The organism is Herbiconiux oxytropis, assembly GCF_024979315.1.
GTDB lineage: Bacteria > Actinomycetota > Actinomycetes > Actinomycetales > Microbacteriaceae > Herbiconiux > Herbiconiux oxytropis.
In genome coordinates this window covers 60,307-79,680 of the sequence record NZ_JANLCK010000011.1, presented here as the reverse complement: position 1 = coordinate 79,680, position 19,374 = coordinate 60,307, and the positions used below count along the sequence as shown (strand labels likewise).

Below are 19,374 nucleotides of genomic sequence, written 5' to 3'. Positions count from 1 at the left end.
ATGAGCGGCGCACACGGTGGCGGACTCATCGGGGCCGTCGTGGACCGGTTGATCCCGGGCGACGGTCACTGGCCGCCCGGCGGATCGACGGTCGCGGTGCGGTTCGTGGAGCAGGCCATCGCGGATGGCGGCGACCGGGGCGCCGCCGTGGCCGCGGTGCTGCAGGGGGTCTCGGGGCTCGCGGCCAGGCGTGGCGGGCTGTTCGCGTGGCTGCCGGTACCGGTGCGGGATGCGGTGCTCGGCGATGTCGAGGCCCAGCCCGGCTGGTCCAGCGGCTTCCGGATGCTCTATGAACTCGCCTGCGAGGGCTACTACACCGACCCCCTGGTCGAGGCGGTCACCCGCGAGCGCACGGGCTTCGACGCCGCGCGGCCGCTCACCGGCATGCCTCTCGCGCCCTTCGACGAACGGCTGCTCGACCGGGTGCGGAGGCTCCCGCCGTCGTACCGCCCGGTGGTGCGGTGACGGCGGAGCCGGACGGCCCCCGCGCCGAGGTGCTCGTGATCGGAGCGGGCGCGTCCGGCGCGTGCGTGGCGTGGTCGCTCGCGCGCGCCGGGGTCGATGTGCTCTGCCTCGAGCAGGGCGACTGGCTGACGGAGGAGGACCTGCCGAAATCGCATCAGGACTGGGCGGTGCGGAGCCGGCACGAGTGGAACCCGAACCCGGCACTCCGGCGCGGACCGTTCGACTACCCCGTGGACAACCGGGGCGCGAACCCCGTGAACACCTACGTCTATTCGGCGGTGGGCGGCAGCGCGGTGGGCTGGGGCGGTGCGTTCTGGCGCTTCTCGCCGTCGGACTTCGCCACTCACCGCACCGACGGCTTCGGCCGCGACTGGCCCTTCGGCTACGAGGAGCTCGAGCCCTACTACGAGATCAACGAGGCGCAGATGGGGATGTCGGGCGCGGCCGGCGACCCCACGCATCCGTGCACCTCGGTGCCGCCCCTGCCGCCGGTGTCGATGGGTGCGATGGGCCACCGCTGGATCGCGGGCTTCGAGGAGCTCGGCTGGTACTGGTGGGTGCAGCACCTCGCCATCGCCTCGCGCGACTACCGCGGCCGGCCCGCCTGCTCCAACCGCGGCTTCTGCACCGCGGGCTGCCCCACGGGGGCGCTCGCGGTGCCCGGCACCACGTACTGGCCGGAGGCGCTCGCCGCGGGGGCCCGGCTCGAGACGCGGGCGCGAGTGCGGCGCGTGACGGTCGGCGCCGACGGGCGGGCGACGGGAGTGGAGTACTACGACGCGGCAGGCGAGCTGCGGCAGGCGACCGCCGATCTCGTGGTGGTCGCCGGCAACGGGCTCGGCACCCCGCGGCTGCTGCTCATGTCGGCCTCGCCCGAGCATCCCCACGGTCTCGCCAACTCCAGCGGTGCCGTGGGCCGCGGCCTCATGATCCATCCGCAGATCTCGGTCGTGGCGCACTTCGCCGAGCGCACCGACGCTGATCACGGGCCGTGGGGAGCGACCGCGACGACGCGGCACTTCTACGAGACCGACCCGGCGAACGACTTCCGGCGCGGGTTCATCATCACGGCCATGCGCGGCTTCAATCCGCTCGACACCGCGCTGCAGACGGCGCCGTGGGGTGCGGGCCACCACCGCGCCCTCGAGACGCACCTCAACCACGAGGCGGTGCTGTGGGTCTGCGGCGACGACGCGGCCGAGGAGCGCAACCACGTGCGGCTCGACCACGGGAACCTCGATGCCTGGGGCCTGCCCGGGGTGATCACCGAGTACACGATGTCGGAGAACTCGCGGCGCATGATGGAGACCGGCCTGGCTCGCGCCACCGAGCTCGCCCGCGCCGCCGGCGCCGACTCGGTGCGCTCGTTCGGCCTGGAGTCACCCCACGGCTGGCACCTGCTCGGCACGGCGCGGATGGGGGACGACCCGCGCGACTCCGTGGTCGACGCCCGCAACCGGGCGCACGACGTCGAGAACCTCTACATCGTCGACGGCAGCACGATGCCCGCGGGGGGAACGGTCAACCCCACGAACACCGTGCAGGCCGTCGCACTGCGGGCGGCCGACCACATGATCGCCACCCGCGATCAGTGGAGCCGGTCTCTGCTCGATCGCTCGGGGATCAGTCGGCGGTGGGACGGCGTTCCTGGAACGCGCTGAGCACCTCGCCCTTCCAGGGCGCGATCCAGCGCCGCAGCAGCTTCCACTCGCCGCCGCGCTTGACCACGACGTCGCGGTAGTAGCCCGCCCAGTAGAGCGTGGCGGTGTGCGACTGCACGTCGAACGTCGTGGCGAAGGTGTAGGACTTCACCACCCAGTGGTCGGGGCGGCCCTCCGGGTCGGCACGGAAGATCCGCGTGCCCTCGCGGTGCTGGTGCCCGGGGAAGCCGGGGTCGCCGTGGTACTTCTCGATCAGGGCCCGGAGAGCCTCCTTGCCCGTCATCTTCCAGGTGCTGCCGTCGGGCTGGTCCTCCCAGGCCTCGGCATCCTCGGTGAAGGTGTCGAGCCAGCCCTGGGTGTCGCCCGTGTCGAGCGCCCAGAGGTACTCGTTGTAGAGGTCGTCGATGGCGACGCGGTCCTCCAGGCTCGGGCCGCCGAGGCGGGTCGGTTCTGGGCGGATCGGTTCCGTGCGGCTGTCGGTCATGCGAGGGCTCCTTCGATCTCGGTGCGGATGGTGCTGAGGATGAGGTCTGCGGCCTTCTCGCCGATCATCACGCAGGGCGCGGAGGTGTTGCCCGAGGGCACGGCGGGCATGATCGAGGCGTCGGCCACGCGGAGGCCGGCGACGCCGTGCACGCGCAGCTCGGGGTCGACGACCGCGCGCGTGTCGATGCCCATCCGGCAGGTGCCCACGGGGTGCCAGTACGACCACACCTGCTCCTGGATGTACCGCTCGAGTGCGGCTCCCGTGACACCGGGGCCCGGGTGCAGCTCCTCGGCGTGCCACGCCTCGCGGAGGGGGCCGGTGGCGGCGATGCGGCGGCAGAGGTCGACGGCGGCGAGCATCGCGTCCATGTCGGCCCTGGCGCTGAAGTACTCGGGGTCGAGGATCGCCTCGGCGTCCGGATCCGCGTCGGAGAGGCGGATCGATCCCACGCTCGCCGGCCTGATGATGCCGGGGGCGATCGTGAACGCCTCCGCCGGCCCGTCGAGATCGGGCCCGTAGATGGGCACCGAGAAGACCAACGGCTGCAGGTCGGGTGCGAACAGGTCGGGCCGGCTCTTCCAGAACAGCTGACTGCCCTGAGCCGGGATGCCGGGGGCGCCCCACGGTGGTGCCCCGTCGATCGTGAAGATGAGCGGCACGAGCAGGTGGTCGCTGAGGTTCTTGCCCACTCCGGGGGAGTGCGCGACGACGTCGATCCCGAGGGCGGTGAGCTCGGCGCGGTCGCCGATGCCCGAGAGCATTAGAAGCCGCGGGGAGTCGATGGCGCCCGCGGAGACGATCACCTCGCGGGAGGCCTCGATGACCCGCGTGCTCCTGGCGCCGCCGGGGCCGGTGGTGTCGACCTCCACTCCCGTGCAGCGGCCGCCCTCCACGACCAGGCGGCGGGCGCGCGTGCTCGTGAGGAGGGTGAGCCGCGGGTTCTCGAGCACGTCGTAGAGGAACGAACGCGCGGTGCTCGCGCGGCGGCCCTCGGCATCGACGGAGAACTGCACGAGGTTGGCGCCCAGGATCTCGGCGCCGTTGTAGTCGGGGTTCTCGGGCACGCCGGCCGCGACCGCGGAGTCGACGAACGCCCGGTGCAGGGGGCTCGGGTCGTACGTCGTGCGCACGGGCCAGAGCCCGCCCGAGCCGTGCCACTCGCTCGGGCCGAGATCGGAGTCCTCGCTCCGCAGGAAGTACGGCAGCACCGACTCCCAGTCCCAGCCGTGGTTGCCGAGGTAGGCCCAGTGGTCGTAGTCGCCGTGGAAGCCGCGCACGTGGATCATGCCGTTGATCGAGCTCGACCCGCCGAGCACCTTGCCGCGGGCCCATGGCACCCGGCGGCCGCCCAGGTGCTCCTGCGGCGCGGTGAGGTACCGGTAGTCGTCGTCGCTGCCGCCCAGGGCGAACAGCCGGTGCGGGTCGTGGATGTCGGGGTTGTCGTCCATCCGGCCGGCCTCGACGAGCACCACGGAGCATCCGGCGTCGACGAGGCCGCGGGCGATCACGGCCCCCGACGATCCGCTGCCGATGACGACGTAGTCGGCCGTCACCGCGCGATCCGGATCATGACGCTCTTGAGCTGGCTGAACTCCTCGAGCGCAGCGAGGCCCTTCTCCCGCCCGTAGCCGCTGTTCTTCCTGCCGCCGAACGGGGTCTCCACGTCGAGCGTGCCGAACTGGTTCACGTAGACCTGACCGGTCTCCAGCCGCGCGGCCACCCGGAACGCCCGGTCGATGTCCTTGGTCCAGAGGCCCGAGACGAGGCCGTACTCGCTGTCGTTGGCGATCCGCACCGCCTCCTCCTCGTCGGCGAAGGGGATGAGGGAGGCGACGGGGCCGAAGATCTCCTCGCGCGAGGTGCGCATCTCGTTGTCGGCGCCGTCGAGCACCGTGGGGCGCACGCGCTGGCCGGCCGAGGTGAGCTCCTCGACCGCCTCGCCCGTGAGGATGGTCGCGCCCTCCTCGATCCCGATGCGGAGATAGTCCGAGACCTTCTCGAACTGGGCCGGGGTGATGATGGGCCCCAGCCCCTCGAACCCGTCGCCCGCGAGGCGCTCGCGGAGGCGGCCGGCGAACTCGTCGCGGATCGAGGCCTCGACGAGCACGCGCGTGCCGGCCGCGCAGACCTGCCCGCTGTTGGCGGTGAAGCCCAGCACGACCCCCTCGGCGGCGGCGTCGAGATCGGCGTCGGCGAAGACGATGTTCGGCGACTTGCCGCCGAGCTCCAGCACCACGGGCGTGAGGTGCTCTCCGGCCACCGTGGCGACGCGGCGGCCCGTGACGACCGAGCCCGTGAAGCTCACCTTGCCCACCCCCGGATGCCGCACCAGCGCCTCGCCGACCGCCGGGCCCTCGCCCGTGACCACGTTGAGCACGCCGTCGGGCAGTCCTGCCGAGGTCGCGATGCGGGCCAGCGAGAGCGTGGTGGTGGAGGTGAACTCGGAGGGCTTCACCACGACCGCGTTGCCCGCGCCGAGCGCCGGGGCGATGCCGCGGATGCCGGAGTAGACGGGGGCGTTCCACGGCGTGATGATGCCGATCGTGCCGAACGGCTCGCGCACCGAGTAGACGTGCTGATCGGGGCCGAGGTCGACGGTCTGGCCGTGCACGGCGCGAATGACGCCGGCGTAGTAGTCGAGGTACTCGGCGACACCGTGGATCTCCATCGAGGCGCCGGCGCGGGGCTTGCCGCTCTCGGCGATCTCGAGGTCGATCAGATGCTCGGCCTCGAGGAGCCAGGCGGCGGCCACGGCGCGCAGGTGGGCGCTGCGCTCGGCGGGGGAGCAGGCGGCCCAGGCCGGTGCCGCCCCACTCGCGGCCTCGACGGCGCGATCGACGTCGGTGGCGGTGCCCGCGGCGATCCTCGCCACCGTCTCGCCCGTGAGGGGATCGCACGAGTCGAGCCACGAACCGGACGCGGGATCGTGCTCCCGGCCGCCGTACCAGTGCCCGAACGCGCGGACGGTTGTCTCCGTGAGCAGCTTCTCCATCGAGCGCCGACCTCCTCGTTGAACGCTCGCGCCGATGCGACGCTGCTCTCGACGCTAGGAAGGTGCCGGGGCGTCGTCAAACGGTGTTTCGGCGGGAACTTCCTCGGCAGGAACGGGGAAGAATCCCGTCGTGATCCGGAATATACCCTGGAGGGGTATGGTTGCGAGAGAGGACGAGAGGATCGACATGACCGACTACCTGGTGCAGGGGATGACGTGCGCTCACTGCGTGGCGAGCGTGACGGAGGAGGTGTCGGCGGTGCCCGGCGTCGCAGGGGTCGACGTGCGGCTCGTGGTCGGCGGATCGTCGGTCGTGACGGTGCGGCCGGCCGATCCGGGATCACCGGTGGCCGACGATGCCGTCGAGGCCGCCGTGGAGGAGGCCGGCTACCGGGTCGTGCAGTCCTGATGGCGGGTGTCGAGCTCGAGATCGGCGGCATGACCTGCGCGTCGTGCGCCAACCGGATCGAGCGCAAGCTCAACAAGCTCCCCGGCGTGGAGGCGAGTGTCAACTACGCCACCGAGAAGGCGCGGGTGCAGATCGATGCCGCCGTGGCCGACAGCGCGCTGGGTGCGCCCGAGCTGATCGCGGTGGTGGAGTCCGCGGGCTACACGGCCACGGTGCCGGCACCGCCCGTGAGTCGCGACGACGGGTCTTCGGGTGACGGGTCCTCGGGCGACGGCTCCGGGCGATCCGGGGCCGACGACGCGGCAGCGACGAGCCTCCGCCACCGCCTCATCGTCTCGACCGTGCTCGCGCTGCCCGTGGTCGTGCTGTCGATGGTGCCGGCTCTGCAGTTCACGAACTGGCAGTGGCTCGCACTCACCCTCGCGGCTCCCGTGGCGGTCTGGGGCGCCTGGCCCTTCCACCGCGCGGCCTGGGTCAATCTCCGGCACGGAGCCGCCACGATGGACACTCTCATCAGCGTGGGCGTGCTGGCCGCGTTCGGCTGGTCGCTCTGGGCGCTGTTCTTCGGCACCGCCGGAGAGGCGGGGATGCGGATGGGCTTCAGCCTGTTCGCCTCCGGGCACGGCGACGAGCTCTACCTCGAGGTCGCGGCGGCGGTGACCGTGTTCATCCTCGCCGGCCGGTACATCGAACTGAAGGCCAAGCGCGACTCGGGCGCGGCCCTGCGCGCCCTGCTCGAACTCGGGGCGAAGGACGCCGCGGTGCTGCGCGAGGGTCGCGAGGAACGGATCCCGGTCGGTGCGCTGGCCCCCGGCGACCTCTTCGTGGTGCGACCGGGCGAGAAGATCGCGACCGACGGGCTCGTGCGGGAGGGCGCATCCGCCGTCGACCTGAGCATGCTCACCGGTGAGTCGGCCCCCGTGGAGGTGGGCGCCGGCGACCGCGTGGTGGGCGCGAGCCTCAACGTGGGCGGACGGCTCGTGGTGGAGGTCACACGGACGGGGGCCGACACCGAGCTCGCGCGGCTAGGACGTCTCGTGGAGGAGGCCCAGACCGGCAAGGCCGAGGTGCAGCGGCTCGCCGACCGCATCTCGGGCGTGTTCGTGCCGGTGGTGATCGGGCTCGCGCTCGTGGCGTTCGGGTTGTGGCTCGTGTTCGGCGGATCGGTGGAGGCCGCGTTCACCGCGGCGGTGGCGACGCTCATCATCGCCTGCCCCTGCGCGCTCGGGCTCGCGACGCCCACCGCGCTGCTCGTGGGCACGGGGCGGGGTTCGCAGCTGGGCATCCTCATCCGGGGCCCTCAGGTGCTTGAGCAGACGCGTCGCGTCGACACGATCGTGCTCGACAAGACCGGCACGGTCACGACGGGGCGGATGACGCTGCACCGCACGGTGCCCGCCGCGGGCGTCGACGCTTCGGAGCTCGTGCGCGTGGCCGCCGCCGTCGAGGCGGGGAGCGAGCACCCGATCGCGCGGGCGATCGTGGCGGGCGCGGGCGCCTCGGCACCGGGTTCTGCACCCGTCGACCCGGTGAGCGACTTCCGCTCGGCCGGAGGCAGCGGCGTGCAGGCGATCGTGGGGGAGCGGCTCGTGGTGGCCGGGCGGCCGTCGTGGCTCGCCGCCGAGTGGGGCATCCGCCTCGACGACGAGCTCGCCGCCGCGGTCGAGGCCGCCGAGCGTGAGGGCCGCACCGCTGTGGCCGTGGGCTGGGACGGCACTGCCGCCGGCGTGCTCGTGGTGGGTGACACCGTCAAGGAGTCGAGCGCCGCTGCCGTCGCGGAGTTCGTGCGGCTGGGCCTGCGCCCCGTGCTCCTCACGGGCGACAACCCCGGAGCGGCGGCCGCCGTGGGCGCCGCCGTGGGCATCGACGACGTGCGCGCCGGAGTGACCCCGCAGGGCAAGCTCGACGCCGTGCGCGAGCTGCAGGCCGAGGGCCGCGTGGTGGCGATGGTGGGCGACGGCGTGAACGACGCCGCGGCACTCGCCGCCGCCGACCTCGGGATCGCGCTCGGCAGCGGCACCGACGCCGCCATCGCAGCCGCCGACATCACCGTGATGCGCGAGGACCTCGGGGCCGCCGCCGATGCCGTGCGGCTCGCGCGACGCACCCTCGGAGTGATCAAGGGCAACCTGTTCTGGGCCTTCGCCTACAACGTCGCGGCGATCCCCGTGGCCATGCTGGGGCTTCTCAACCCGCTGCTGGCGGGAGCCGCCATGGCGCTCTCGTCGGTGTTCGTGGTGACGAACAGCCTGCGGCTCCGCGGCTTCAGCGCGAGGTCGACCGAGTCACGCCGCTGACGGCCTTCGCGGCCTTGGCCGCGAGGTGGGGGCCCGCGAGCACGGGTTCGTAGCGCAGCTCGCCGTTCGGGCCCGCGCACGTAGGCAGGCACTCCACGAGCTGGGAGTAGTTGGCGTTGTGGAAGAACGGCATGCTCTGGCGCCGGTTCGACATCCTCGAGCCGGCGTCGGGGTTGACCACGCGGTGCAGGGTCGAGGTCCAGCGGTCGTTCGTCCAGCGCGCCATCAGGTCGCCGATGTTGATCACGAGCGCGCCATCGGTGGAGGGGATGTCGATCCAGGAGTCCGTGGCCCCGTCGTGCACCTGGAGGCCTCCGCGGCCGAGCTCCTGGCGGAGGATCGTGAGCGTGCCGTAGTCGGTGTGGGCACCGGCGCGGAGCTGGCCCGCCTCGGGCGGGAGGGCCTGCTCGGGGTAGTTGATCGCTCGCTGCGACACCGGGGCCACATCGACCTTGTCGGCGAAGTAGGCCGCGTCGAGTCCGAGGCCGAGCGCGAAGATCGACAGGAGGCGCTCTGAGAGCACCGTCATCTCGGCCAGGTAGGCCTCCCAGGCGGGGCGGAGGCCTGGGAGCGACGCGTCCGGCCAGCGGGGCGCCTCGAAGAGGGCGGCCTCGGCCGCGTCGGCCGGGAGGTGGCCGGCGGGCAGCGGGCGGCCGGCGTTGAGCGACTCCTTCAGGTCGCCGGGCGCCTTCGCATCCAGCGACTGCGCGAGCGACTCCGCCGCGATCGGGAAGTAGCCGTAGTGGCTGCCCTCGCGCCGCTCGACGGCGAGCTTGTCCTCGAGCGGCAGATCGAAGTAGGCGCGCGTGAGCTGCCAGCAGCGGTCGGCCACGACATCGGGGACGCCGTGGCCGACGATCTGGAAGAAGCCGACCGAGCGCAGCGTCTCGTCGATCTCGGCGCCCACGCGCACGGGGTCGCGGTCGATGTCGATCGTGGGCACCTGGATGGACGGGGTGGTCATGCCGATCTCCTTCTCACGGTGTCGCACTCAGAGCTGCCGGACGGCGCCCGCTCGCAGGTCTCAGTCGCGCGCCTTCCAGCGGGGCCGGTCCTCGCGCTTGGCGGAGCTGCCCTGGCGGTCGGGACGGATCTCGATCAGCTTGCCGCTGATGCGGGTGTCGGCCAGCCGCTGCAGCACGTCGCCCGGGAGATCGACCGGCAGCTCCACGAGGGAGAAGTCGGGGCGGATCTGGATGGCCCCGAAGTCCTCACGTCGGAGGCCACCCTCGTTCGCGAGGGCGCCCACGATCTGGCGGGGCTCGACGTGCTGGCGCTTGCCCACCGCGATCCGGTAGGTGGCTTTGGGTCCGCTGGAGGGGCGCTCACGGCGTTCAGGCCGATCGGCGCGGTCACCGTAGGAGCGAGCGCCACCGTTCTGCCCGCCGCGATCGGAGCGGTCGCCGCGATCCGGTCGGTCGCCGCGCTCGGGACGATCCCGGTCGAAGCGCTGCGTGCGCTCGGCCTCGGGCGAGAGCAGCAGCGGGGTGTCGCCCTGCGACACGATGGCGAGCGCGGCCGCGACATCCGATTCCGGTGCATCGTGGTGATCGACGTAGTGCGCGATGATGTCGCGGAACTGCTGGATCTGCTCGGGGTCGGCGAGTGCCGCTGTGATGGCGTCGTCGAAGCGGGTAAGCCGGGTGGCGTTCACATCGTCGACGCTCGGCAGCTTCATCTCGGTGAGCGGCTGGCGCGTGGCCTTCTCGATCGAGGTGAGCATCCGGCGCTCGCGGGGCGTGACGAAGCTGATCGCGTCGCCGGTGCGGCCCGCCCGGCCCGTGCGCCCGATGCGGTGCACGTACGACTCGGTGTCGATCGGCAGGTCGAAGTTCACGACGTGGCTGATGCGCTCGACGTCGAGCCCGCGGGCCGCGACGTCGGTGGCCACGAGGATGTCGAGCTTGCCCGACTTCAGCTGGTTGACGGTGCGCTCGCGCTGGGCCTGCACGACATCGCCGTTGATGGCGGCGGCGGTGTAGCCGCGGGCGCGGAGCTTCTCGGCCAGCGTCTCGGTCTCGTTCTTCGTGCGGGTGAAGACGATCATCGCCTCGAAGTTCTCGACCTCGAGGATGCGGGTGAGGGCGTCGACCTTCTGCGGGTACGACACGATCAGGTAGCGCTGGGTGGTGTTGACCGAGGTCGTGGTCTTGTTCTTGACCGTGATCTCTTCGGGATCGTGCAGGTACTTCTGCGAGATGCGGCGGATCTGCGCGGGCATGGTGGCCGAGAACAGGGCCACCTGCTTGTCGTCGGGCGTGCCGGCGAGGATCGTCTCGACATCCTCCGCGAAGCCCATCTTGAGCATCTCGTCGGCCTCGTCGAGCACGAGGTACTTCAGCTCCGAGAGGTCGAGCGTGCCCTTCTCGAGGTGGTCCATGATGCGGCCGGGGGTGCCGACCACGATGTGCACGCCGCGGCGGAGGGCCGAGAGCTGCACGCCATAGCCCTGCCCGCCGTAGACGGGGAGCACGTGCACGCCGCGCAGGTGCGACGCGTACTTCTCGAACGCCTCGCAGACCTGCAGCGCGAGTTCACGGGTGGGGGCGAGCACGAGGGCCTGCGGGGTCTTCTGCGCGAGGTCGAGCCGCGAGAGCACGGGCAGCGCGAACGCGGCGGTCTTGCCTGTGCCGGTCTGGGCGAGGCCCACGACGTCGCGGCCGGCCAGGAGAGCGGGGATGGTGGCGGCCTGGATGGCCGAGGGGGTCTCGTAGCCCACGTCCTTGAGCGCCTTCAGGACGCCTTCGGCGAGGCCGAGATCGGAGAACGTGGTCTCGGCGCGGGGAGATTCTGTCTCTCCCGAGTCGGTGGGGGTGGTTGTAGCCATGTTCCCACGGTAGTCGGTGCGGGGGATTTCTTCCGCGTCGGGCGCTCCCGGTAGCGTGAACGGGTGACCGACGAGTTCGAAGTACACCCTGAAATCTCCGGCGACAGCCGCCACCGCGTGAGCGTGGAGGTCGACGAGGCGTTGCGCTCCGACGTGCGACTGCTCGGCGGCCTGCTCGGCCGCGTGCTCGTCGAGGCGGGGGGCGACGGCCTGCTGCACGACGTCGAGCGGCTCCGCGCCCTCGTCATCCACGCCTACGAACGCGACTCGGATGCCTCCATCGAAGACGCCGAGGCGCTCGTGGAGTCGTTCAGCCACGAGCGCGCCGAGCAGATCGCCCGCGCATTCACGTGCTACTTCCACCTCTCGAACCTCGCCGAGGAGCACCACCGTGTGCGCGTGCTGCGCGCCCGCGCCGCCGCGGGGCCGGATGCCGAGCGGCCCGACTCGCTGCCGGCCGCCCTCGAGCGCCTCGTGAGCGAGGTCGGACAGGAGGAGACGGCCGCGCGCCTGAAGGCCCTCCGGTTCCATCCCGTGCTGACCGCCCACCCCACCGAGGCGCGCCGTCGGGCCGTGGCCTCCGCCATCCGCCGGGTGAGTGAGCTGCTCGCCGAGCGCGACCAGGCCGTGGCCGGCTCCATCAGCGCCCTGGAGAGCGAGCGCCGTCTGCTCGAGGAGATCGACGGCCTGTGGCGCACGTCGCCGCTCCGGACCACGCGGCCCACTCCGCTCGACGAGGTGCGCACCGCCATGTCGATCTTCGACCAGACCCTCTTCCAGACCGTGCCCCGCGTCTACCGCCTGCTCGACGACTGGCTGCTCGCGCAGGACGCGGGGAGGGCGCCCGTCGAGGCCCCCGCGTTCCTCAGGCTCGGCAGCTGGATCGGCGCCGACCGCGACGGCAACCCGTTCGTGACCGCCGAGGTCACGCGCGCCGCCGCCGGGATCGCCTCGCAGCACGTGCTGCTCGGCCTCGAGCACGTCGCCGAGCGGATCGGCCGCACGCTCACCCTCGACGGCACCGACACCCCCGCCGACGAGGCGCTCACCGCGCTCGCCGCGCGGCAGGAGGAGCTCGCGCCGCACGTGACCTCCCAGATCGGCACGCGGGCCCCGAACGAGCCGCACCGCCGGGTGCTGCTCGTGATCGCCGCCCGGATCGCCGCCACCCGTGCCGCGGAGTCCGACGCGGCGATCCCGCTCGCGTACGCGCGACCGGCCGAGCTGCTCGAAGACCTGCGCATCGTGCAGGCCTCGCTCCGGGCCGGCGGCGCCGCCCGCAGCGCCCACGGCGAGCTGCAGAGCCTCATCTGGCAGGTCGAGACCTTCGGCTTCCACCTCGCCGAGCTCGAGGTGCGCCAGCACTCCAAGGTGCACCGGCAGGCGCTCGAGGAGATCCGCGCGGGCGGCGAGCTCAGCGAGATGACCGAGGAGGTGCTCGAGGTCTACCGCACCATCAAGCACCTCCAGGAGCGCTTCGGCCTCGCGGCGGCTCGGCGCTACATCGTGTCGTTCACGCAGTCCTCCGCCGACCTGCAGACGGTCTACGCGCTCGCCGAGGCCGCGCTCGGTTCGGCCCAGGCTGCTCCCGTGCTAGACGCTGTGCCCCTCTTCGAGACGTTCGACGACCTGCAGGCCGCCCCGCGCATCCTGAGCGAGATGATCGAGCTGCCCGAGGTGCGGGCGCGCCTGGCCGAGACCGGGCGGAAGCTCGAGGTCATGCTCGGCTACTCCGACTCCTCGAAGGACGTGGGGCCCGTCTCGGCCACCCTGGCTCTCTACGAGGCGCAGTCGCGGATCGCGCGGTGGGCTGAGGAGAACGACATCGAGCTGACCCTCTTCCACGGCCGCGGCGGTGCGCTCGGCCGTGGCGGCGGACCCGCCAACGAGGCCGTGCTCGCTCAGCCGCCCGGATCGGTCGAGGGCCGCTTCAAGCTCACCGAGCAGGGCGAGGTGATCTTCGCGCAGTACGGCGACAAGACGATCGCGGCCCGGCACATCGAGCAGATGGCGGCGGCGACGCTCCTGGCCTCGAGCCCGTCGAACGAGGAGGCCAACCTCCGCGCCTCCGACGACTTCGCGGGGGTGGCCGCCACGATGGACGAAGCCTCCCGCGCCCGCTTCTTCGAGCTCGTGAAGGCCGACGGCTTCGCACCCTGGTTCGCCCAGGTCACCCCCATGGAGGAGGTGGGGCTGCTCGCACTGGGCTCCCGCCCCGCTCGCCGCGGCCTCTCGGTGGAGTCGCTCGAGGACCTCCGGGCCATTCCGTGGGTGTTCGCCTGGACCCAGGCGCGCATCAACCTCACCGGCTGGTTCGGTCTCGGCTCGGCGCTCGCCGCCGTGGGCGACCAGGAGCTCTTGCGCGACGCCTACTCCCGCTGGCCGCTGTTCCAGGCGATGATCGACAACGTCGAGATGTCGCTCGCCAAGACCGACCCGCGGATCGCGGAGCGCTACCTCGCCCTCGGCGACCGCGCCGACCTCACCGCGCTCGTGCAGGAGGAGATGGAACTCACGCGCGAGTGGGTGCAGCGGACGAGCGGCCACGCCGAGATCCTCGACGGCCGGCCCGTGCTGCAGCGTGCCGTGCGTCTGCGGAGCCCCTACGTCGACGCGCTGTCGCTGCTGCAGCTGCGGGCTCTCCGCGCGGTGCGGGCCTCGGCGAGCACCGATCCGAACGACGCGCCCCATCGCCTGCTGCTGCTGGCCGTGAACGGTGTGGCGGCCGGGCTGCAGAACACCGGCTGAGGCGTACCGCCGCGCGGGGACTCGGCGGCGTCGCAAGGCGGTCAGTCGGCGGCCGGTGCCTCCGGTTGGGCCTCCGGGTGGGCCAGGATGCGCCGTGCGCGCAGCACGACGGGCAGGTCGACCATGTGCCCGTCGAGCTGGAACGCGGCAGCCTCCGCATCCGGAGCCCCGAGCACGCGGAGGGCCCAGGCACGCTGCGCGGGGGTGGGCGCGAAGCCCCGCCTGACGGCGGGCACCTGCGCCGGGTGGATGCAGAGCTTGCCGCCGAAACCGAGCCCTGCGGCGTACCGGGCGTCCTCCTCGGCCACGAGCGGATCGCGGAAGTCGGTGGCGGGTGAGTCGATCGGCGCCCCGAGCCCGGCCAGGCGGCTCTCGAGCACGAGCGTCGACCGGGCGATGAGGAGCGCCTCGCGCGCGGCGGGGGAGCCGGGGTCGGCGCCGACCCCGAGGTCGACCGCGAGGTCGAGTGCGCCGAGGGCGAAGCGCTCCACTCCCGCGACCTCGGCGAGGGCGCGGGCGTTCGCGAGACCCCTGGCCGACTCGACGAGGGCGATCAGCGGGATGCCGGGCACACTCCGGGCGATGCGGGAGAGGGCATCCGGATCGGCGGCCTTGGGCACCACGACGGCGAGGAGGCCGTGGCCGGGGCTTTCGGCGATGCCGGTCACGAGCTCGAGGTCGGCGGGCGAGGTGCCGTCGATGCGCACGGCGGCCCCGAGCGGCGGGCTGCCGATCAGGGCGCTCCGCACGTGCTCGCGCGCCGCAGCCTTGTCGCCGTCGCCCACGGCGTCCTCGAGGTCGACGATCACGAGATCGGCACCGGATGCGGCGGCCTTCGCGAAGCGGTCGGGCCGGTCGCCCGGCACGAAGAGGGCGGTGACGACGTCGGCGATGCCTGGCATCGCCCCAGGATAGCGAGATCGCGAGGACGCTTCGGAGCGAGCCCGCGTACCCTGGAGGGTGACCATGAGCTCACTCTTCCTCCGATCGTCGCGCCGGCGCCCCACCGTGGTGGTGGCCGCCGCGGTCTCGGCCGTGGCCGGACTGACTCTCATCACGGCGCTGGCCCCGCCGCCCACGACAGGCGCGGTCGCGAGCGGTGGCACGGGATACGCGGCATCGTCCACCGGTGCGGGGGCCGATGCCGGGGCGGCAGCCGTGATCGGGACCGGTGCGGGGGCCGGTACGACGCAGACGCTGCAGGTGCCCGGGGAGGCCGCAGCGGGAGCCGTCCTGCGCGACGGCTACGGTGCCACCCCCGGCGCCGTCACGATCGCGCGCGAGCGCACCAACCGCGCCTGGGCCACGCTCGTGATGTACTTCGGCGACTTCCCGATGACGGAGTCGAACGTGACGGTGATGCTGCGCTGGATGCGCCAGGAGAACGGTCCTGACAGCTGGTGGCTGCGCAACAACCCGCTCAACAACGGCTGGGGCTCCGGCGGCGGGAGCGGGCTCGGCAGCTACGACACCCTCGTGACGGCGGCGGAGAACGCGGCCGAGGCGCTGCGGGAGAACTCCCTCTACTCGGAGATCACCGCCGGGTTCGACGCCTCGGCGCCGACCGCCCAGATCGAGGCAGCCATCTGGGCCTCGCCCTGGGCGTCGAGCCACTACGCCAACGGCGCCCACTGGTCCTCTTCGCCCGTGCCCGTGGTGACCGCCCCGGCCGACGCCTGGGGCCAGTAGCCAGAGAGCGGCACAGCCGGATCCTCTAGCGTGGGGGCATGACGACTTCAGCCCCGCTGCGCACCGCGATCATCGGCTACGGCCTCGGCGGCCGCGTGTTCCACGCCCCGCTCATCGCCGCCGACCCCGCCTACGCGCTCGTCGCGATCGTGACGGGTGACGCGGAGCGGGGGGCCGAGGCCGCTGAGCGCTACGGCGAGGGTGTCGTCGTGCGGGATGCCGACGCCCTGTTCGCGCGCGCCAGCGAGCTCGACCTCGTGGTGATCACGACCCCCAACGACACGCATGCGGCGCTCGCGCACCGCGCTCTCGACGCCGGTCTCGACGTGGTGGTCGACAAGCCGTTCGCGCTGACCGCCGCGGAGGCCCTCGAGGTGATCGCGCACGCCGAGCAGGTGGGCCGCGCCGTCACCGTCTATCAGAACCGCCGCTGGGACGGCGACTTCCTGACCGTGCAGGCGCTGATCGGGAGCGGCGAGCTCGGCGAGGTGCGGCAGTTCGAGTCGGCGTTCGAGTTCTACCGACCCGAGCGCGGCGCCAAGTGGAAGGATCGCGTGACGGCCGAGCAGGGCGGCGGCATCCTCTACGACCTCGGTCCGCACCTCATCGACCAGGCCGTTCGCCTGTTCGGGCCGGTCGACCTCGAGCACGGTGTGCACGCCGAGCTCGACGTGCGCCGGCAAGGGGGCCTCGCCGACGACGACTCGTTCGTGACGCTGCAGCACGAGGGCGGCGTGCGGTCACGGCTCTGGATGAGCGCCGTCTCGCCGGCGAACAGGCCCAGGTTCCGGGTGGTCGGCGCCGACGCGGTGCTCGAGACGCACGGTCTGGATCCGCAGGAGCGGCAGGCTCTCGCGGGCATGCTGCCGGGCGATCCCGCCTACGGACTCGACCCGGAGGCGCAGACGGCCGTCGTGCGCACCCCGGACGGCGGTGCGCGCGAGGTCGCGATCGAGCGCGGCAGCCATGCCGCGTTCTACCGCGAGCTCGCCTCGGGGCTCACCGCGGCATCCGATGCGTCCACGGCCGCACTGCCCGTGCTGCCGGTCGAGGCCGAGCACGTGCTGCGCATCATCGAGGCGGCGCACCGCTCGGCGCGCTAGCTGCTAGCGCTTGAGCGCGCGCTTCAGTGCTCGCTTGACGCGGCCGCCGACACGGCGCACGAGCGGACGGTGCACGGGGACCACTGGCGGCTCCGGCAGCCGGCGCTGCAGCACCACCATGGCCTGATCGAACAGCACCCCGGTGGGGGTCCACGACTCGAGCGAGAACCCGGCCTCGCCCCAGATGCGCTCCACCCACGGTCGCGGTGCCACGGCCCAGGCGTAGAACGAGCGGGCCCGGGGGCCGTCGTCGTCTCCGCCGCCGCCCGCGTAGACGAAGTCGCCCTGGCGCACCGTCTCGAGCGCGGCCAGCGCATCCGGCACCACCTGGGCGAGATTGACGGCGAACGCGTCGGCCTCGTCGGCCGCCACCGCCGCCTGGGATCCGGCCACGAGGGTCAGGAACTGCTCCTCGAGCACGGTGATGTAGACCCGGCCGCCGGGCTTCACCAGGCGCGCGAACTCGCCCGCCCACTGCAGGTGGGCCTCCTCGGAGAGGTGGGAGAAGACGCTGAAGGCGGTGACCGCGTCGAATCGGGCCGGAGCGAAGACGGTGGGCGGCCAGGGGGCGTTGGTGACCGCGTTGACGCCGGGGAGGGTGCTGTGCAGGAGCGTCGTCATCTCCGAGTCGACATCGCTCGACCACACCTGATCGGCGCGGAAGCGGCGCAGCAGCATGCGGGTGATGCGCCCCCAGCCGGAGCCGAAGTCGAGCACGAGCTGCTCGTCGGTGTCAGGCGCATCGGGGCCACCGGGCCACGCGTCGAAAGCGGCATCGACGAAGCGCTCGGCCTCGGCGTAGGCCGTGGCATAGCTCGCGCCGACGAACTTCTCCTGGATCTGCCGCGGCGGGTTCTGCGGGGCGCGTGCCACGGGGTCGGCTATCGGCGGGAGCGTCTCGATGCTCGGCGCCGCCGCGAGTCGCTGCACGAACTCGGAGTGCTCCTCGGTCATGCGCGATCCTTCCGTCGAGGTGCCCAGCGCGATGGGACGGCCCCATCCTGGCACACCGGATGGGCGGCTTCGTGCAACCAGGCGGCGCGCGCCCGGCGTGATCTACTCATGTCGGTCAGTCGCTCGCGTCGGGCATACTGAGGGTGACCGCTCCAGCCACGGAAAGGCCGTCATGCCCCCTCTGCTCTCGTTCGAATCGCTTGTGACCGTCATCGTGGTGGTGGTGGTCGTCGTCGTCGTGCTCATCGCCCTGATCGTGCTGCTGCGCGGCATCAAGGTCGCCAAGCCCGATGAGGCGATCATCGTCACTTCTCGTCAGCGCCCGCTCAAACCGGGCGAGGCGCACGCGCAGACGGGAGAGCCGTCTCTGCACGAGACCGAGAACGCCGGTCAGCGCGTGGTCTTCGGCTCGCGCGTGTTCGTGAAGCCCATCGTCGAGGCCCACTTCAAGCTCTCGCTGCGCAGCCGTCAGCTCAATGTGCAGGCCACGGCGCAGACGAAGGATGCCATCACCATCAAGGTCAACGCCGTCGCGGTCGTCAAGGTGGGCGGCTCGGAGTCGATGGTGCGAGCCGCAGCCCAGCGCTTCCTCAACCAGCAGGACCAGATCGAGACCTCGACCGAGGAGGTGCTCTCCGGATCCGTCCGATCGATCGTGGGACAGCTCACGGTGACCGAGATCATCACGAACCGTCAGGCCCTCCAGGGTCAGGTGCTCGATGCCGTGCGCGAGTCGCTCGACGTGCAGGGGCTGCAGATCGACACCCTGCAGATCAAGGAGATCGACGACGACAACGGCTACATCCGCGACCTCGGTCGTGCCGAGGCCGCTCGCGTGAAGCAGGTCGCCGAGGTCGCCGAGTCGGTGGCGCGCCGCACCTCCGAGGAGGCCAGGATCGAGGCCGACCAGGCCGTGGCCGAGCAGCAGCGCAAGCTCGACCTGCGGAACGCCGAGATCCAGAAGGAGACCGACAAGGCCCGCGCCGAGGCCTCCGCGTCGCGCCCGCTCGCCGAGGCCATCTCGCAGCAGGAGGTCATCGCGCAGCAGGAGATCACCGCAGGCAAGCGCGTCGGACTCCGCAAGCAGGAGCTCGACGCCGAGATCCGCGCCGTGGCCGATGCCGACGCCTACTCCCTCGAGAAGAAGGCCCAGGCCGATGCGGCCGCGGCCGTGGCGGCGGCCAACGCCGAGAGGGATCGCCGCAAGGCCGTGGCCGAGGCCGTCGAGGCCGAGGGTCTCGCCGAGCGCAACCGTCGCCGCTCGGCCGCCGAGGCGACCGAGGCCGAGGGCATCGCGGAGAAGAACCGCCGCATCGCGGCCGCGGAGGCGCTGCGGGCCGAGGGCGAGGCCGAGGCCAACTCCATCCGGGTGAAGGGTGCCGCCGAGGCCGAGGCCACGCTGGCCAAGGCCGAGGCGCTCGAGGAGCGCGCCGACGACCTGCTGCGCCAGCAGATCATCGCCGAGCTGCCCGCGATCGTGCGCGCGGCCTCGGAGCCGCTCGCGGCGATCGCGAACATGACGGTCATCTCGAGCGACGGCAGCGGAGCCGAGCAGGTCGGCGGCAACGTCTCGAGCCAGCTCGCCACCTCGATGCAGATCGTCAAGGATCTCGTGGGCATCGACATCGCCGAGATCGTCACGGGCCGCATCACGGGCGAGGCCGCCGGGCGCGGCTTCGCCGCAGCCTCGTCGGGTCGTGCGTCGATCGTCACGCCCCCGGCCACCGACCCCACCCCCTGAA

Annotated in this window: 15 protein-coding genes; 8 read left to right on the top strand and 7 right to left on the bottom strand. The window is 72.3% G+C overall.

Annotated elements, in window-relative coordinates; translation table 11 throughout:
• Nucleotides 1–465: a gluconate 2-dehydrogenase subunit 3 family protein gene (locus tag N1028_RS16630; protein ID WP_259530511.1), complete on the top strand. Its 465-nt coding sequence runs from the start codon at nt 1–3 to the stop codon at nt 463–465.
• Nucleotides 462–2,126, top strand: a complete 1,665-nt coding sequence (locus N1028_RS16625; protein ID WP_259530510.1) for a GMC family oxidoreductase — start codon at nt 462–464, stop codon at nt 2,124–2,126. The genes N1028_RS16630 and N1028_RS16625 overlap by 4 nt, the downstream gene beginning before the upstream one ends.
• Here the strand turns inward: N1028_RS16625 and N1028_RS16620 are convergent.
• From N1028_RS16620 to N1028_RS16610, 3 genes are read right to left on the bottom strand one after another with little or no spacing between them, the layout of a single operon-like run.
• Nucleotides 2,089–2,610, bottom strand: a complete 522-nt coding sequence (locus N1028_RS16620) for a nuclear transport factor 2 family protein (RefSeq protein ID WP_259530509.1) — start codon at nt 2,608–2,610, stop codon at nt 2,089–2,091. The two genes, N1028_RS16625 and N1028_RS16620, sit on opposite strands and share 38 nt — an antisense overlap.
• Nucleotides 2,607–4,166, bottom strand: coding sequence for a GMC family oxidoreductase (locus N1028_RS16615; RefSeq protein ID WP_259530508.1), 1,560 nt, complete (start codon nt 4,164–4,166; stop codon nt 2,607–2,609). Before N1028_RS16615 ends, N1028_RS16620 begins: the two co-directional genes overlap by 4 nt.
• Entirely contained in the window at nt 4,163–5,605 is a 1,443-nt protein-coding gene (locus N1028_RS16610) for an aldehyde dehydrogenase family protein (protein ID WP_259530507.1), read from the bottom strand. The genes N1028_RS16615 and N1028_RS16610 overlap by 4 nt, the downstream gene beginning before the upstream one ends.
• Nucleotides 5,606–5,792: 187 nt before the next feature.
• Between N1028_RS16610 and N1028_RS16605 the strand changes: the two genes are divergently transcribed.
• The gene (locus N1028_RS16605; protein ID WP_310795613.1) at nt 5,793–6,014 is read left to right on the top strand and encodes a heavy-metal-associated domain-containing protein; all 222 of its coding nucleotides are present in this window, start codon (nt 5,793–5,795) and stop codon (nt 6,012–6,014) included.
• Nucleotides 6,014–8,311 (top strand): heavy metal translocating P-type ATPase, encoded by a 2,298-nt coding sequence (locus N1028_RS16600; RefSeq protein WP_259530506.1) that lies wholly within the window; start codon nt 6,014–6,016, stop codon nt 8,309–8,311. Before N1028_RS16605 ends, N1028_RS16600 begins: the two co-directional genes overlap by 1 nt.
• Here N1028_RS16600 and N1028_RS16595 read toward each other — a convergent pair.
• Nucleotides 8,280–9,275, bottom strand: coding sequence for an isopenicillin N synthase family dioxygenase (locus N1028_RS16595; protein ID WP_259530505.1), 996 nt, complete (start codon nt 9,273–9,275; stop codon nt 8,280–8,282). The genes N1028_RS16600 and N1028_RS16595 overlap by 32 nt on opposite strands.
• Nucleotides 9,276–9,335: 60 nt before the next feature.
• On the bottom strand, nt 9,336–11,138 hold the full coding sequence (locus tag N1028_RS16590) for a DEAD/DEAH box helicase (protein WP_259530504.1): 1,803 nt from the start codon (nt 11,136–11,138) through the stop codon (nt 9,336–9,338).
• Nucleotides 11,139–11,231: 93 nt separating this feature from the next.
• Here N1028_RS16590 and N1028_RS16585 point away from each other — a divergent pair, with 93 nt between their 5' ends.
• The gene (locus N1028_RS16585; protein ID WP_259530542.1) at nt 11,232–13,886 is read left to right on the top strand and encodes a phosphoenolpyruvate carboxylase; all 2,655 of its coding nucleotides are present in this window, start codon (nt 11,232–11,234) and stop codon (nt 13,884–13,886) included.
• A gap of 41 nt (nt 13,887–13,927) precedes the next feature.
• Here N1028_RS16585 and N1028_RS16580 read toward each other — a convergent pair whose 3' ends face one another.
• Complete coding sequence (locus tag N1028_RS16580) at nt 13,928–14,788, bottom strand: HpcH/HpaI aldolase/citrate lyase family protein (RefSeq protein WP_259530503.1); 861 nt, start codon at nt 14,786–14,788, stop codon at nt 13,928–13,930.
• A gap of 64 nt (nt 14,789–14,852) precedes the next feature.
• Between N1028_RS16580 and N1028_RS16575 the strand changes: the two genes are divergently transcribed.
• Nucleotides 14,853–15,575: a hypothetical protein gene (locus N1028_RS16575; RefSeq protein ID WP_259530502.1), complete on the top strand. Its 723-nt coding sequence runs from the start codon at nt 14,853–14,855 to the stop codon at nt 15,573–15,575.
• Nucleotides 15,576–15,613: 38 nt separating this feature from the next.
• Nucleotides 15,614–16,678 (top strand): Gfo/Idh/MocA family protein, encoded by a 1,065-nt coding sequence (locus N1028_RS16570; RefSeq protein ID WP_259530501.1) that lies wholly within the window; start codon nt 15,614–15,616, stop codon nt 16,676–16,678.
• Between the two features lie 3 nt (nt 16,679–16,681).
• Here the strand turns inward: N1028_RS16570 and N1028_RS16565 are convergent, their stop codons facing one another.
• Nucleotides 16,682–17,632: a class I SAM-dependent methyltransferase gene (locus N1028_RS16565; protein ID WP_259530500.1), complete on the bottom strand. Its 951-nt coding sequence runs from the start codon at nt 17,630–17,632 to the stop codon at nt 16,682–16,684.
• A gap of 172 nt (nt 17,633–17,804) precedes the next feature.
• On the opposite strand from N1028_RS16565, the gene N1028_RS16560 reads away from it, so the two are divergent.
• A complete protein-coding gene (locus N1028_RS16560; protein ID WP_259530499.1) occupies nt 17,805–19,373 on the top strand; it encodes an SPFH domain-containing protein in 1,569 nt (522 codons plus the stop codon).
• The last annotated feature ends 1 nt before the right edge of the window (nt 19,374 follow it).